Here is a 16,900-nt window from a genome sequence, read left to right as displayed (position 1 = left end):
TATTGCGGTTAATTTGAATAAAGTTTAAATATTGAAAATTAACATAGAAGAACACTATAATGAAATACCTACTAACTATACTACCAATATTCATTATGTTAACTTTGGCACCGGCTTTAATGGCTGCTCCAAGTAATATATATGCGCAAAATGAGGCATCACAATCCATAGAACAAATACAGGGTGCTACTCAGCTCGGAATTTGTTTGTCAGGAATTGACACTTTTATATCTTGTAACAACTTGAACTTACAAAACCAAGAAAATGAAGGAAACAATGTAGCAGGTCAAATAGGAGGCGACGGTAAATACAGCGGCAACTCTATCGACCAAGCAATTGGCCAAGAACAATCCTCAGGTCAAGTTGCAGTTTGTGTAAGCGGCGATGGCACTTTTATAGCCTGTAATAACCTCAACTTACAAAACCAAGAAAATGAAGGAAACAATGTAGCAGGTCAAATAGGAGGCGACGGTAAATACAGCGGCAACTCTATCGACCAAGCAATTGGCCAAGAACAATCCTCTAATCAAGGAACCTTGGTAGTTTCTGGTGAAGATTCCATTCTATCTGGAAATAACCTCAACTTACAAAACCAAGAAAATGAAGGAAACAATGTAGCAGGTCAAATAGGAGGCGACGGTAAAGGTAGCGGCAACTCTGCAAACCAAGGAATCGGTCAATCACAATCCTCTAACCAAAATGCATTATGTGTTGCTGGTGAGGATGTAGCTCTATCTTGTAATAATGCAAACTTACAAAACCAACAAAACTTTGGCGATAACGTAGCAGGTCAAATAGGAGGCGACGGTAAAGGTAGCGGCAACTCTGCAAACCAAGGAATCGGTCAATCACAATCCTCTAACCAAAATGCATTATGTGTTGCTGGCGGAGATATAGATGTGTCCTGCAATAACTTGAGTGCCCAAAACCAACAAAACTTTGGCGACAACACAGCAGGTCAAAGTGGCGGCAACGGTAAAGGTAGCGGCAACTCTGCAAACCAAGGAATCGGTCAATCACAATCCTCTAACCAAAATGCATTATGTGTTGCTGGAGGGAGTATAGCTGCATCCTGCAATAACTTGAGTGCCCAAAACCAACAAAACTTTGGCGACAACACAGCAGGTCAAAGTGGCGGCAACGGTAAAGGTAGCGGCAACTCTGCAAACCAAGGAATCGGTCAATCACAATCCTCTAACCAAAATGCATTATGTGTTTCAGGAGAAGATGCTACTGTATCTTGTAATAATGCAAACTTACAAAACCAACAAAACTTTGGCGACAACACAATAGGTCAAAGTGGCGGCAACGGTAAATACAGCGGCAACTCTGCAAACCAAGCAATTGGCCAAGAACAATCCTCAAACCAAAGAAGCCTTGTAGTTTCTGGTGGAGATTCCATTCTATCTGGAAATAACCTCAACTTACAAAACCAACAAAACTTTGGCGATAACGTAGCAGGTCAAAGTGGCGGCAACGGTAAAGGTAGCGGCAACTCTGCAAACCAAGCAATTGGCCAAGAACAATCCTCAAACCAAAGAAGCCTTGTAGTTTCTGGTGGAGATTCAATAGGCTCAGGAAACAATGTCAACTTACAAAACCAACAAAACTTTGGCGATAACGTAGCAGGTCAAAGTGGCGGCAACGGTGGCGGTGGCAACTCTGCAAACCAAGGAATCGGTCAATCTCAAGGATCAGGTAGTGAGGAAGAAGATGATGATAGCGGCGACAACAATAATGATGGCGCCCAAACACAATCTGCAAGATCCGCACCATCTAATGAAGGCAGCAGCGACAGCGATTCTGACAGCAGCGATTCCAAATCAACATCAACAGAATCTGACAGTAACAATGACAAGAGCGGAGACAACGATGGCAGCAGTAATGGCGACAACGAAAAACAATCAGCATCATCTGGACAATCTGATGGCGACAACGGTGAAGATGGCGACAACGGTGAAGATGGCGACAACGGTGAAGATGGCGACAACGGTGAAGATGGCGACAACGGTGAAGATGGCGAAGATAACAACTAATCCATCCCCAATTTTCTTAAATATTTTTACTAAAATTTTTAAAAAATATTCATAAATTTAATTTCTAAATTCTTAAAACATTTCAAAAGACAAAGACTTCCCAAAATATAGAATATTTAATTTTTTAATTTCTTATGTTTTCCTATCAAACTATTGGTTTTGATAAAGTTACGTTAGACTAAAAAATTTCATATTCTATGTTGCTAGGAATATTTAATAAAAAAAGTAAACAAATATGAAAATTGGATTAGTCTTTTTTATCTTTACAACGTGCTTGAACGTGATGTAATCTGTCTTTTTCACTAACGAACTGTTTACCACATTTATTACATTTTAAAACTACTTTATGGTGTACTTTTCTACCATGTTCAATATATTTCTCATAAGTATCAAACTTCTCTCCATCTTTTTCACACTTGTATTTTTTTTGAAGAATATTCACATATAACATGAGTTTAAGATATTATTAAATACATTGATTCTAGAGAACAAAGTTGTTTCTTTTTGATAAATTTGCAAATTTATTTAAAGTTCTTTTAAGATAATTGATTCATAATTAAAATAACTGTATTTGGTTCTGCGCAACTATCTGAGATAGCATTTAAATGAAACTACATCCGCTTTTTTTGTTTTTCAGCTGCATTGGAAAATTAATTTGGACCAAAAAATTATGATGACTATTTTAAGCTAATAGATTTTTTCTTGTTTCTAACATTCCATATAGTTTTCTCTTGGTAAATACATCGTGTCTCCGCCATTTATCCTCCAGGCGTTGGCTATATGCACAGCTTCTATTTCACAAGATGAGATTGTCGGGCTGCCAATATCTACTCTTTCAGTCATTAGATTTCCTCTGAAGTTGGCGTGATCAAGACCAAGTACATGACCCAACTCATGCAATGTGATTTGCTCGATTTGTGAGGAACTAAAATCACGATCGTATGATTCTTCTGATACTGTTATATGAGATTGTCTTATGAATCCAAACTGGTCAAAATAGTTTACAGTTTTTCCAGCTATTCTTTTTCCATCATTTTTGAAAGAAATCTTGATATCTTCATTGTCATCTGTTTCAATCAAAGTAATTCCAGTCAGAGCCTCATTCCAAGAGTCAACTGCATTTCTTACCGCTTCCTTGAGATCATCGTCGTCATCGTCAGTTTCTATCGAATATGTTAAAAGGCCATCGGCTAATTCGTAACCCCATGTGCAACAAATTTGAATTACATCTTTATCAGAGAAATCGTTATCATCATCATCATCATCCCCCCTCACAAACGATAAATGATTAATACTAATGGTAGTAAACAGAACTATAATCATAAAAGATAGGAGCAATAATCTGGTAGAACTGTTCATATTATACTATAACTTTGTATTTGGGGTATTTAACATATCTTTTAATTAAATTCTAGTAACAGTTTTATCTTCTACTACATTTTAGCATAATAAATTTACAGTATATTTTTATATCATTTCTTCATCTCCAATATTCCAAACAATTCTCTAAATTTGCAATATCTAATACTATTATTAGGTAACAAGAAAATCCAATAATGTTTGATAAACAATCGCAGGCTTTTCGATAAACGGTGAATGTCCAGCGTCTTTCATTATCAATATTGTTGCGTTTTCTAATATTTCCCTAAATTTTTCTGCAAATGTTACTGGAATTAGTCTGTCTTTTTCTCCCCAAATAATAAGACAAGGAATTTCTTTAATCGTATCAATCGTGTTCAAATCCAATGTCGTTGAGGTACTATTTTCAAATGCGGATTCAAACGCATGCTTTGCACCAGGCATATCGATTATTGAAACAAAAATGTCTACGACAATCGGAAGGAGTCTGATTCGATCTGCTAACAGCTTTTCAAACACATTTTTAAGATTATTGTACCTCAAAACAGGATCTATGGTCAGCACAGCATTCAAATAGTCACAAAGTAAAGGCGTGGGCTTGCCCAAGAGACCCGAAGAATTAAATAATATCAATTTATTGATTCTAGTTTTGTTTCTGATCGAGTATTCTAAAGCTATGTATCCACCCAATGAATGTCCTATAACATTCAACTTCTCGGTACTTTCTACTCCCATTTTACTCAAAAATTTATCTAGAAATTTACAGAAATAATCTATAGTATAATTTTCATGAGGTTTATCGGTCAATCCAAACCCGACTAGGTCCAATGCTATGGTATGAAAATGCTTTGAGAGTGCTTCGGGAATATCCCGCCATGTTAAGGATGAAGATCCTAAACCGTGCAGGAATAGAACAATTTTCTCATTGCTTTTTCCAAATTCGTCATACTTTACGTTAATTCCTTCAACATTTATGTACAATTATAAGAATTAGAAAACATCAACAATAAATAAGAATATCATTACGTACTCTCTTGATTTATCTACTTTTCAATGAATTTTGTAAAATCCAATGTAACGTGTTGTTTTTCTAAATGATTAATGTATTAATTTACAAGAAACTGATTCTTTGTTAATTTGTCCCTTCTTAACTTTATATTTTTCAAAGAAATCCTCTTATCTTGAAAGCTGAAATAATGTTATATATTTGCAAATTGATTAATAAGTTATCATTTGAATAATGCGAATTGTGATCCAAGAAATAGAGCTTATAAGAATGGAAAGACGTTTGAGGACTGCAAAGCAGAAGCTCGGGATCTTGTTACAAAACTGTCTGGCGAAATTCATGATAATGAAGAAATTTCATGGAAACACATACTAGAAATTGTAGATCATGATGAAATAGTTTATAAATTAACCCTAAAATATTTTAGAGAAATGGGGTATGATATAGGCAATTATACAAAACCCAGAGTACTAAAGTACACCGGCTAACAGATATTAGAAACACAGACTTTAAATAATTTGATGTTAATTACTAGACAATCTTTTAAATTCTTAACAGGATCCTGAATTGTTTTCTTACATAGGGGAGAATTAGCATATCACTTAAGTATAACAATAAATTGAATACTATGAATGTCTAAACCAATTTCAAAAGGTTTGTTTATAGTTTTAACACTTATTACAGGTGTATTTATGGCACCGAGTTTGATGTTTTTTGGATCTGTACAAGCTACTGAAACGATAACTGATTTTAGTGATAATGCTAATCCGAATACGGTGTCTGACACTTCATCTTCTACGATGAAGTCTTCATCAAGTAACAAAGGATCAATAACTCACGTACAGGCAAAAAATACTCAACAATCCATTTATAATTGTGCAACCGGACAAAAGGGAGTCATAATCTCCCCCGGCTATTTCAAAGTTACTGCTGACAAGAAGAATGGTAAATGGTCCGGAACAATTTCTATCAAAGGATCTACTGGAGAAAAAAGTGGTCATATTATAAGCGGGAAAGCAAATGGTATTTCGTATACATTTAAGGGCAATTTGGACACAAAGAATACCTTGTGTCATTTTCCAGGATTACAGTTGAGTGGTACTTCATTTGATTTGGGCTCTATGACTTGTGGCACCCTTAAGACCGTCATATATACCGAATTATCTACTGGTAATACTAATCACTTCAAAGTTCTGATAACTTGTAGATAACTATCACAGTCTTTTACATTTCTTTTCCCGAATTTTGACCCAATTTACACTTATCCCAGAAACATATTAAAGATAAATAAAAACATGGAAAATAGATAATGATATACCTTGAAAATTAAAGCAATGATCCAAAATCTGGAGTTTAAACAGCAAATAGCAAGAAAGGCAGAAAAGTCCAACATACGTATAGAATTTATTGATTATGATGAATCAATTATACCGCAAATTCAAGATTCTGATATACTGATTAACAGTTTTGATAAAATAGACAAGTCATTCATTGATTCCTGTCCCCAACTTAAATTAGTTCAACAATCTGGTATCGGAGTGGACGGTATCGACATTGACTATTGCTCTAGGAAGGGTATTTACGTAGCAAATGTTCCTATGGCTAATGCAATTTCTGTTGCAGAACATACCTTCTTGTTAATGCTTTATTTGGTTAAGAATATAAAAATAAACTTGTTCAACTCTCAAGCAAATACTAGTTCGTTTGTTAGAAGACAACAAGATAGAATGGGATCAGAATTACTAGGAAAGACATTATTAATAATTGGACTGGGGGTTACAGGAATAGAAGTAGCTAAACGGGCCAAAGCTTTCGGGATGAAAGTTATTGCTGTAACGAAACATCCTTTCACAAAGACTGAGGGTGGAGATAAGAAATATTTTGTAGATAATTTGTACGGTGTAGACAAGCTCACTGAAGTCATTCAGCGAGCAGACATAACATCTATCCATGTTCCATTAAATAGGGAAACTGAAAACATGATAGGAAGTGACGAATTGAAATTGATGAAACAATCTGCTTATCTAATTAATGCGGCCAGAGCTCAAGTGGTAAACAAAGATGCGTTGCTAAAATCTTTAAAGGAAGGGAATATTGCCGGAGCCGCATTTGATGTATTTTGGAAGGAACCAGTAGACTCAAAGGATGAATTGCTAAAGCTAGATAATTTTCTCTTGACACCGCATATAGCTGGATGGACCCATGAGGCAATTGATTCTATAACAGATATCATATTTATCAATATTGAAAGAGTATTGCGAGGACAACTTCCACTGACATTGGTTAACAAAGTAAATGATAGTCTCTAACAAAAAGCCATACTTGGATTCAAAAAAAAGATAGCTTATTTCAAATTACTTCCTTCTTTGTGTCATGGTAATGTTGTGGATGACCTGACTCCAATTATATAAAGAACTGAACCAAGAATTGCTGTACACTTTTTTGTCAATATTTTCATCGATCATCATATATCTATTTTCTTTAGGTCTAAATTTTATTAAAACGCATTCGTAATTTTTAGGTAAAACAAATTTTTCATATCCATTATATACCTCAATATTTTATTCATTTGTATTTGTGGTAGATAGCAAGGAGAGAGATAGTGAGGATTCATTCTTTGATAAATTCAAAAGGTTTAAGATTAATAATGTACCTGAAAAAAAATCATCTGAAACCATAGATCAAGCGTTACTCAACCAATTAGCATATAACGAAAAAATTCAAATTGCTATAACATCTATTATCGCTTCGGCCTCACTTACCGTTTCGAAGTTCATCATTGCAATTTATACCAATAGTCTTGGACTGCTTTCTGAAGGAATGCATTCTGGTTTGGATGTTTTAGCTGCCTTGATGACATTATATGCAATTAGAATATCAAGGAAACCACCTGATCCTGAACATAATTATGGATATGCAAAATTTGAAAGTCTTACAAGTTTAGGAGCTGTTTTGCTTCTTTTCATCGTAGCGGGCTGGATCTTTTACGAAGGGTTGGAACGGATCTTCTTCAAACAAGTAGTACCTGAAATTACTGTTTTTTCTTTTGGAATCTTGATCGTATCAATAGTGGTTGATTATGGCCGATCTAGGGCTCTATACAAGGTTGCTGGTAAATATGGTAGTCAGGCTATCGAGGCAGATGCATTACACTTCCGAGTTGATATGCTTACTTCTTTTGTAGTACTTGTTGGACTAGCAATTGTATATTTTCTTGGTATTCCTAATGCTGATGCCTATTCTGCAATCACGGTTGCCGGTCTTATCGTATATACCTCTTTAGGACTTGGCAGGCGAACTCTAGACGTGTTATTGGATAAGGCACCAAAAGGTATTCAGGGACAAATACATGAATCTATAACGGGTTTTGAAGGAATAAAAAAGGCTCATAGCATCAGGGTAAGAAAAGTGGGAAAAGATACTTTTGTAGATTTACACATTGAAGTTCCAAGAATATTCACCCACGATAAGGCACATAGAATAGCTACTAGTGTAGAGTACAAGATTAAGAATGAAATACTACCAAATTCTGATGTTGTTGTACATGTAGATGCGGTAGAAGATTACCTAACAGAAACTATAAAAGATAAAATAAGACTTATTTCCGAAGATTTTCCCTCGATAAAAAATGTTCATTCAATTTACCTTTCAAATATTGTAGTAAATGAAACGAGTGATAGATCCAAGAACAATGAAACTGGCGAAAATTCTTTGCAGCTTTTGCATCTTTATCTTGATGTTCAGATGGATGATAAATTAAGTTTCAAGATAGCCCATGGAGTTGTTGATGATTTTGAAAAGAAAATAAAGGAAGAGGTTCAAAATATTAAGCGGATCACTACTCATATTGAAACAGATTTGGATATAGAATCATCTGTTGGACGTGAAGAGATGGCTGATCAGACTTTCTTGGAACGAATAAAGAAAATGGCGCTCTCTATAGAAGGGGTTTCTGATTGTGATGAAATTTCCCTTGTTTATGTAAAAAATGAACTTCATATTACTTTGACCATTAAAATAAATCCTCTGTCAATTAAATCTCAAGACAGATCATCTGATTCAATCCCTTCCTCTTCTTCTAATCCTGACGATAGTCTATCGGTGGAAAAAGCCCATGATATTTCTACTCAGGTTCAAAATCTTCTACTGGAGAATACGAATGCTGCGCGAGTAATTGTCCATGCAGAGCCTGCCTAGGGATAAATCTTTCACGATTTAATTGAGAATTTGCTATTCAGCGATCCTCTATTTTAGTCCCTGGTTTTTCTACTTTTTGGATAATTTAGACCTTTAAATTAGAAATACAGGTCGAAAGACTTTATTGTTCTTGTTAAATTAAATTTTAAGATATCTTTCAAAAAGCGATTACTCTCTTTAGATTCAAGCACAGTTAATCATCCTTGTTACTAACATTTTGTTTTACTACGATAAAGTTGGTATGTAAATTTACTTCAAGTGGAAAAACAGTAATGTGTTTTTACCTTCCATTATTTTAAGGAGTCAGCGTAATTTGATTATTGCTTTTCTAAAAAAGAGATCACTATACTAAGGTTGGTTAATCCATAAAAATGAAAAAACTATTAACCCCTATGATTTAATCTGCCTAATATGAATGAATTTTACGTGAGTTTTTGGAATGTTAACAACTTATTTGATACTCTTCCCACATCAATAGGATCTACTATTGAATTTACTCCCGACAGGGGATGGAATAATGTAGTAAAGAGCAAGAAAATTGAAAATCTGGCTCATGTAATAAATTCTCTGCATGATAATCAGGGACCAGATATAATCGGTCTTTGTGAAATTGAGAGTGAAAAATTAGCCCTTAATTTAATAGATAAACTACGAGCTGAAAAAGAATATTCAATTGCACAATATCTTAATAGCCCAGATATTCGAGGAATTGACACATGCTTGTTATACTCAAAAAAACTATTTAGACTTAATACCGTTAAGGGTTACAGCACACAACTAAGATATCCAACAAGAGATGTTTTGGTTGTTAATTTAACTGTATTATCAAATAATGCAGAACTAAATTTAATTGTTAATCATTGGCCTTCACGGTCTGGGGGACGATTCGAAACTGAACCTCTTAGAATTGCAGTTGCCGAAAATTGTGCACGTGCTGTTGAGGACATCTTGAAAATAAACCAGAATGAATTGCAGGATCTTCCTTGGGATTTGAAATATGATGAAAAATCACTCTCACTGTTGAATGATAGATGGAATAAGAATATTTTACTTATGGGTGATTTTAATGACAATCCGTATGATAGAAGTATTTTGAGCTATTTACGTGCTACACCTGATAAACGGAAGTTAATGAATTGGGATGAAATATTCGAACACCCGATCCAAAAAAGATGGCCCTCGAATAAACAAACTGATAAACACAATTATCTATTTTATCAAGGATATCTTTTTAATTGCATGTGGTCACTCATACCAGATGGGACTATTTTCTATGATGGTGGATACGATTTATTTGATCAATTCATTGTCTCTCGTGGATTACTGAATGGTGAACAAGATCTGAAAATAGATTTAAATAAAATTCATATAAACAAAAAAATTCAGTTAGATCGAAATCTCTCTTATGAATTTTTCGATACCCGAGATCGAAACAAAATTCACCCCTCATATGGGCAAAGTCCTATGAGATTTGAATATCAGCGAATTAAGCCAAACGGAGATCTTGAAGAGTTGTCTCCGGGAAGAACAATTCTAACTGGGTATAGCGATCACTTTCCAATAGAATCAACAATTAACCTCCTTTAGCACTATATAAGATCATGTGCATTAGTGGATTTCAAAAGGTAATATTTTGTACCGGCTTAGATGAATTCGTTGATGTTAAAATGAAATTACCTTTTGCATTTCTTTTGACCAAAATTAGCTGATTCAAAGGGATAAAATCTGAAATGAGAATAACCAAGTCAACACAGGTAGATGAACGAATACAAAATCCTAGTATTTAATGAACCTTTATTATTGTGACTCTCACAAGATATACTAAATTATGAAAAATTGGGACGAGGATCTTGCCAAGATAATGGAAAAAAAATTGAAAAAGTATAAAGAACAAATTGACAATAATCTTACAACAACCAGTAATCATAATAATGATATCAGTGGCCCAATTACGTTAACTGATTATAATTTTGATGAAACTAGTAGAAAATATCCACTCTTAGTAGTTGATTTCTGGGCTCCTTGGTGTGGCCCTTGTAAATTGGTATCTCCTTTAATTGACCAATTGGCCATCGAATTAAGAGGAAAAGCAGTGTTTGGTAAACTAAATGTTGATGAAAATCCTACAGTAGCAAACATTTTCGGGATTCAAAGTATTCCTACTTTGATCATATTCAAGAACGGAGAAGCAATAGATGGACTTATGGGCGCAGTGCCAAAGCAGCAACTGATTTCTACAATATCTCGTTATTTTTAGATACGATTTGCAGAGTAGTTACTCTTTCATGATCATTCTCAACAGTTTTTGCTGATTTGTAGTTGCTACTTTTAGTGTCTTTTATTGGCATTTGACTTATTCTGATCTCTAGTCCATAATGATTCATAAGGGGTGATGGTTCGTAGGCATTGCCTTGTATCATTTTCTATTAAGATTGGTTTAGACGGAACAATTAGCTTCATATATCTAAAAAGTGAAAGCAGTTCCCATTTTACGTGATCAAGGTGGTAGAATTTACAAAATTCGATTGAGGGAGAGAAGGGAATATTTTTATTTAAGATATAATCTTTTATCCTTTATTCTCACAGGATAAGTATCCCATTTTATAAATAATATTGTCTTTATTCCCTTGGCGAGTATCTTACTGATTCTTTATGCTTATCTCCTGATTTTTGTCGAGAAATCTGGTTCTTAAAGCTGTCGCTCATTTCATCAAAAATCTTAGCAATATCATATTCATTTGTAGAAGTATATGTATATCTTCTATGAGGATATATAATGTTTGCAGATATCTCATATCTCTTTCGTTCCCCTGTTATATCCTTAATCTTAATCTTACATCTAGATTCTATGATCTCAGGAGATATTTTGTGCATTAATTTTATTATATTAATAAATTTTGATTTTACTAACTCTGACTCGTATGGGTCCTCAGGCAAGCCTATAATGTATGATGGAATTTCGTTCTCAACCTGTTCGCCTAATAATGAAATAATATCTCTGAAAGTAATTATGCCTAGCACTGTATCGAGGGATTTGACTAATGCATAAGTTGAATTGGAACTTAGCAGTAAATTAATTACCGAATTAATAGCTTCATTCGGACCAATCGTTACTATGTTCCTGTCTGCAATACCAATTACTTCAAGTTCTAACCTGTGTTTATCATGTTCTGACACAATTGCATCCCTCGCAATCCTTTCTGAAGGGATCAGTGTGTGCATGATATCACTGGAGGTTACAATACCCTTCACTAAATTTGTTCCCTCGCGCATCTGTTCTACAATTGGAAGATGATCTATCATGTCTTTTATCATTATGTTCCTTGCGGTAGCCACTTTATCCTTTGGGTCAATTGTAATAAGTTCGGGAGTCATCAAGTCAGAAGCGATAATTCGTTTATCAAAGTTTATTTTCTTCTTATCGAAGGTTTCAAGTATGTATTGTAGTATTCTTTTTGACGACACCTGTCCTACGATTTCATGAGTGCTTTCATCAAGAATAGGTAACGCTCGCAATCTATGAAGACTCATTATTCTTGCAGCATTTGCAACAGAGTCAGATTGTGTGAGACTTGGAATTCTCTTCCCTAATGTAGAAGATTTCATAGTGTTAATTTCCCTGGCAACTAGAATGTCTCTAGTATTCAGACAGAATAGTGATTTATCTGATAATTGAACAAATACCTCGTGGGATTTTTCTTTAGTCATAATCCCGATGATTTTAGATACAGGGACATCTTCCTTTACTAACACTGGCTTCTCAATAAGCTCTCTTAATTCCCTACTTCTAATGTCTTTTAGATGACTGTATAATTGTCTACTGACCTCTTGTGAAATCATGTTATCATATAGATCCTATATTATTTTATATTTGCGTAATTAAAATGGAAATGGCAGATGCCAATCGCGATTTCTAAGTATACAGTTTGTACCTTTACTCTAGATAGCTGCATAACTACTTTAGAGGTTCACTTAAAGAATCCATTGGTTTGCAAAAGTTACTAGTATATATATATTTTATAATCTATGATTTTAATGAAATTACTAATTTTGCAATTCTTGCTGTTATTATATTAATTTTCCACTTTTGTTGTTGTAAAAACTAATAAAAGAAAGAAATGACGATTTATTCAATTAATACTTTGTTCTTTGTATCTTCGGGTGAACTCTTTTTCAATTTCTTCTTTCTTAATTACTTCCCCACGTCTACCTGGGGTTCTGATCGCTTGTTGGTTCACTTGTCGCCTTTCTTCTTCTAATTCATTAAATCCTCTTTGGTAATCATTTATTTGTTGCTTTTTCTTTTGAAGCTCCAAAGCATAGGATTTTCTAAAGAATTCTTCTTCGGAATCAATAATAATATTGTTATTCCCTAGTTCCACAAACTTATATAGTCGGTCTTAATATATCAACATTTAATTTTCCTATGTTAAGATTATTCAAAATATGTTATGAATTTGTTTGTTATCAATAACTTTAATGATTTGTATGTTGAATAATAATTACAATTGAATCAGAGATTTTTTGTTAAAATAACATTGAATAACTTATTCTTGGTGGGAATTTTAGTGCCCTTGTTGGCTTTGGCCCCTGTAGTCTATGCCCAAAATATAGGAACCAATTATGTAAACAACGAGGCCTTTAACCAAGCTAAAAATACTTCCCTAGGACTTGTAAACCAAGCTCCTGATGAATTAAAAAGTGCTTTGAACCAAGCTAAAAATACTTCCCTAGGACTTGTAAACCAAGCTAAAAATACTTCCCTAGGACTTGTAAACCAAGCTAAAAATACTTCCCTAGGACTTGTAAACCAAGCTCCTGATGAATTAAAAAGTGCTTTGAACCAAGCTAAAAATACTTCCCTAGGACTTGTAAACCAAGCTAAAAATACTTCCCTAGGACTTGTAAACCAAGCTCCTGATGAATTAAAAAGTGCTTTGAACCAAGCTAAAAATACTTCCCTAGGACTTGTAAACCAAGCTCCTGATGAATTAAAAAGTGCTTTGAACCAAGCTAAAAATACTTCCCTAGGACTTGTAAACCAAGCTCCTGATGAATTAAAAAGTGCTTTGAACCAAGCTAAAAATACTTCCCTAGGACTTGTAAACCAAGCTAAAAATCTAATTAAGAACGATACTAATTCAAGTAAATTATTGAATCAATTAGGAGGGGATGTTGGGAATTTGATTAATGAGTTTTCCAATCTATTTTCAAAATAGTCTAAAATTCGAGCCTATACACTTTCCTTTTTTTTACATCTTTCATTTGGCTTGTTTAAACTGTAATCTCAAAATACCATAATAATGAATCTGACTGCCAGGAAAGAAGATCTATTATGAAAAAATTTTGCAAATTACATCAATAACAAACATTAATAATCCTAAATTGCGAGTATAGATAATTTCTTCGACGATATAAAGTGTCTTAATTAGTCTAATCTGTTTGAACATGAAAAGATACCTTTTGCTCAGCATTATTTATATTTATTCAAATAGAATTGATTATGGCTGAGATCCGTCTTTTGTTGCCAGCGAGAGAACTCGAATCCATGTCTTTTAGGGGCGGATTCTATCAATTATTATATCTTGATGAAATCAGGCAGATGGTTTAGGGTATCTTTACAAAGTGCAACTTTATAACTTTGATCGTTAATTTTCAAACCATGACGATTTGTAATTTCACTTAGCCAAATCATCATTTTACTAAATGTGATGATCTTTGTTATGGCCTAGGCAATGGAGTATGACAAAAGTGACATAGAACCAATTATTCTGGACAAGAATTGCTAGATATATTCTATATTAGTAACTAACATATTTTCAAATAGGATCTAGTTAGAACATTTACTAAAACTTGAATTGCTAATATGATAATAAATTTACTTCTCATGTAATGTAAGGAACAAGATAACAACATTAGAAAGCGATACTTTTCAATATGTTATTCTAAATTATTGAAAAAAGGAAATAGGTAATTGAAGTATCCCATCTGCTTCAAACAATCCTATTGGTATTGATAATGCCCTTAACAAGTTTATTGTTTTAGAGATTTCATTCTCTTGTAATGTAGGAGCATCCAAACCCTCGGTTATTTTTATACTAATTACATATGGTTTTATAACTTCCGTTCTAATATCATTAATTTTACTCAAGACTTCTTCTGCTGTAGTATGGTAAGTCATAATATTGACTCCATCTCCATACAAGGCATCAAGCCCTTCTTTTAACCCTGTATTTTTTATATCAGTGTGAAACCAATCTGGAACTGTATCAATATATTTTACTCCATAATCATCAGCTATACTTCGAAGATTTTTAGACATTTCGATATATTCAGGAACATATACATTGGGTCCAGCATCAGGCTCTGCACCTCCTTCTATATCATAAGGCTCGACATCAATCACATATGTATCAAAAATTTCTTTAGTTTTGTTAATAAAATTACCAAAACTGTCTTCAAGCTCGTCATAATTTTGTTTTATGTAATAGGGTTTTTCTAACGTAACCGCATAGACATTCATCCCCTCCGAACGAGCAAATTCTATGAAATCAGCGTACTTTTGAAATAATGCAGGATCATCCCAACCCTCACAATCATCATCATTTTGTACAGAAAAATAAATGGTATTAATATTTCTTGATAGGAATTCGTCTACCAGACCATAGTCTAAATCATAATAACAATGAACATATAACCATACACCCATTTCTAACTGGGTTAGATTATTATTTGGTGGCGAGTCCCCAGCTGGGATGAACGCAGAATTGTCAAGAGGTAAAAACTTGTTACTAGACATAATTTGATTATAGTTATATGTTAGAGCATTTGACCCTTCATACGAATAAGCCATATCGAAGGAAAATATTAGTTGGTAATTCATTCCATTACTAACAATTAGAAATGTAAATAGCAAGCTCAAGAATAGCAAATTTTTCATTCTCCAATCACTCTGAAGTATCATCTTCACCAACTTATAATCCATTCAATTTCTTTATGTTGGAAATAACGTAAAGTTTCCATCATAATGAAAACCAATTATTATTGGACTGCATAAAGTCTATCATAAATTTTGATGATTAGCAATATGAAATGGATTTTCCTCAGCAGAGCAAATTTATCCAGTTGTTTTTGAATATTTAATAGCAATTCCTTCTATTGAATTTTCATGTCATTATTGTTCATATCTGATGAATAAATAGTATCTTGTAACAATGATTCTTATTAGTGTTTACTCTATATTGGTCACGTTGACCCTTAAAGTCTAAGTCTATTTCGGTAGCATCTAATGACTCGCCCTAAAATAGGGAACATCAAGGATGCTTATTTAGGCCAATACTATTAGTAGTTGAAGTTGTTTGATTTGATGTATTAGTTTCAACCTTATCTTCATTACCAACCTCTGTAGATCCAAAACTAACCACCTTTAAAAAGGGGACTATTTTTATATGGGATGCAGTGAGTTGGTCTATAACGAAAGTCAAATCATTCATCTTTTCTTTATCTATGGTTTCTTGGCCCGTTGTCTCATTTACATTAGAAAAATACTGAGGATGCAGTGTCAGAACAGCATACCCGTATTTTAATATATTTTTTGATGTATTGCCTAATATATCACCAACTGGAACTTTTAGCATCTCATCCTTGTACCAATCATTGAATTCAATCGTCTGTGGTAAGTGATAAATACCGTATATATCAGACTGATTACCTGACTTGGTGGCATTAAAATAGGACATACTGTCTTCAAATTTATCAGAACTTAATACTTTTATTTTCAAATCAGATAAAACCATAAGTGTAATATTATTAAACGTATTATATGGGGGTATAAAAATTTCAGAATCCTTTCCAAAGATGCTTCTCATTTTGTTATCCGCAGCAGACAAGGTTTCTTGCTGAGTTTTTTCTGGAAGTTGACTATAATTTATGTGATCCCATCCGTGTAGATCTAATTCAAATAATCCTTTAGCAAATCCCTCTTTTACTTTATCCTTTACTTCAGAATCGTTTCCAAATACATGCATAATTAGTCCTAGAGACAAACTTTGATTTTTATGAATGAATTCATCCATAATTGCCAATTGGGCACTGCGGTGATAATAATCCTGTATATCGTCAAATCTAAAAATAACGCAATTACAAGAAAGAGGAATAGAATTGTTACCTGTACTATTAGATTCTTGTTTAATATCGATTATAGAATTTGCATGTGTGCTGACATTAAAAATGTTGTTAGACAAATAAAAGGCAGTGATGAAAACTACACAGATAGTTAAAATAATCTTTTTCAATTTAATAC

General features: G+C 33.6%; 14 protein-coding genes. 8 read left to right on the top strand and 6 right to left on the bottom strand.

Annotation, left to right across the window (positions count from 1 at the left end; all coding sequences use genetic code 11):
• Positions 1 to 59: 59 nt before the first annotated feature.
• Positions 60 to 2,036 carry a hypothetical protein gene (locus tag NMY3_RS15155; RefSeq protein ID WP_196816645.1) on the top strand — a complete coding sequence of 659 codons (1,977 nt, stop codon included), beginning with the start codon at positions 60 to 62 and terminating at the stop codon, positions 2,034 to 2,036.
• A gap of 708 nt (positions 2,037 to 2,744) precedes the next feature.
• Here NMY3_RS15155 and NMY3_RS15150 read toward each other — a convergent pair.
• Positions 2,745 to 3,395, bottom strand: a complete 651-nt coding sequence (locus tag NMY3_RS15150) for a matrixin family metalloprotease (RefSeq protein WP_196816644.1) — start codon at positions 3,393 to 3,395, stop codon at positions 2,745 to 2,747.
• 174 nt (positions 3,396 to 3,569) lie between these two features.
• Positions 3,570 to 4,376, bottom strand: coding sequence for an alpha/beta fold hydrolase (locus NMY3_RS15145; RefSeq protein ID WP_196816643.1), 807 nt, complete (start codon positions 4,374 to 4,376; stop codon positions 3,570 to 3,572).
• Positions 4,377 to 4,628: 252 nt separating this feature from the next.
• On the opposite strand from NMY3_RS15145, the gene NMY3_RS15140 reads away from it, so the two are divergent.
• The 6 genes from NMY3_RS15140 (at position 4,629) to trxA (ending at position 10,855) form a co-directional block, all read left to right on the top strand.
• The gene (locus NMY3_RS15140) at positions 4,629 to 4,889 is read left to right on the top strand and encodes a hypothetical protein (RefSeq protein WP_196816642.1); all 261 of its coding nucleotides are present in this window, start codon (positions 4,629 to 4,631) and stop codon (positions 4,887 to 4,889) included.
• Positions 4,890 to 5,033: 144 nt separating this feature from the next.
• Positions 5,034 to 5,612, top strand: coding sequence for a hypothetical protein (locus NMY3_RS15135; RefSeq protein WP_196816641.1), 579 nt, complete (start codon positions 5,034 to 5,036; stop codon positions 5,610 to 5,612).
• 108 nt (positions 5,613 to 5,720) lie between these two features.
• Positions 5,721 to 6,710, top strand: a complete 990-nt coding sequence (locus tag NMY3_RS15130; RefSeq protein WP_196816640.1) for an NAD(P)-dependent oxidoreductase — start codon at positions 5,721 to 5,723, stop codon at positions 6,708 to 6,710.
• A gap of 268 nt (positions 6,711 to 6,978) precedes the next feature.
• Positions 6,979 to 8,598: a cation diffusion facilitator family transporter gene (locus tag NMY3_RS15125; protein WP_196816639.1), complete on the top strand. Its 1,620-nt coding sequence runs from the start codon at positions 6,979 to 6,981 to the stop codon at positions 8,596 to 8,598.
• Positions 8,599 to 9,009: 411 nt separating this feature from the next.
• A complete protein-coding gene (locus NMY3_RS15120; RefSeq protein ID WP_196816638.1) occupies positions 9,010 to 10,185 on the top strand; it encodes a hypothetical protein in 1,176 nt (391 codons plus the stop codon).
• Between the two features lie 274 nt (positions 10,186 to 10,459).
• Positions 10,460 to 10,855: a thioredoxin gene (gene trxA, locus NMY3_RS15115; protein ID WP_196816637.1), complete on the top strand. Its 396-nt coding sequence runs from the start codon at positions 10,460 to 10,462 to the stop codon at positions 10,853 to 10,855.
• 362 nt (positions 10,856 to 11,217) lie between these two features.
• On the opposite strand, the gene NMY3_RS15110 is transcribed toward trxA, so the two are convergent.
• Together NMY3_RS15110 and NMY3_RS15105 are read right to left on the bottom strand one after the other, a co-directional pair.
• A complete protein-coding gene (locus NMY3_RS15110; protein WP_196816636.1) occupies positions 11,218 to 12,438 on the bottom strand; it encodes a CBS domain-containing protein in 1,221 nt (406 codons plus the stop codon).
• 290 nt (positions 12,439 to 12,728) lie between these two features.
• Positions 12,729 to 12,980, bottom strand: a complete 252-nt coding sequence (locus NMY3_RS15105; protein ID WP_231100122.1) for a hypothetical protein — start codon at positions 12,978 to 12,980, stop codon at positions 12,729 to 12,731.
• A gap of 126 nt (positions 12,981 to 13,106) precedes the next feature.
• Here NMY3_RS15105 and NMY3_RS15100 point away from each other — a divergent pair, with 126 nt between their 5' ends.
• Positions 13,107 to 13,817, top strand: coding sequence for a hypothetical protein (locus tag NMY3_RS15100; protein ID WP_196816635.1), 711 nt, complete (start codon positions 13,107 to 13,109; stop codon positions 13,815 to 13,817).
• Between the two features lie 731 nt (positions 13,818 to 14,548).
• Here NMY3_RS15100 and NMY3_RS15095 read toward each other — a convergent pair.
• Together NMY3_RS15095 and NMY3_RS15090 are read right to left on the bottom strand one after the other, a co-directional pair.
• A complete protein-coding gene (locus tag NMY3_RS15095) occupies positions 14,549 to 15,538 on the bottom strand; it encodes a hypothetical protein (RefSeq protein WP_196816634.1) in 990 nt (329 codons plus the stop codon).
• Between the two features lie 373 nt (positions 15,539 to 15,911).
• Positions 15,912 to 16,892: a polysaccharide deacetylase family protein gene (locus NMY3_RS15090; RefSeq protein WP_196816633.1), complete on the bottom strand. Its 981-nt coding sequence runs from the start codon at positions 16,890 to 16,892 to the stop codon at positions 15,912 to 15,914.
• Positions 16,893 to 16,900 lie beyond the last annotated feature (8 nt).

Origin of the sequence: Candidatus Nitrosocosmicus oleophilus, assembly GCF_000802205.1 — an archaeon.
GTDB classification, from domain to species: Archaea; Thermoproteota; Nitrososphaeria; order Nitrososphaerales; family Nitrososphaeraceae; genus Nitrosocosmicus; species Nitrosocosmicus oleophilus.
Note: the sequence above shows the minus strand (reverse complement) of the source record. Positions and strands in the feature narration are given on the sequence as shown.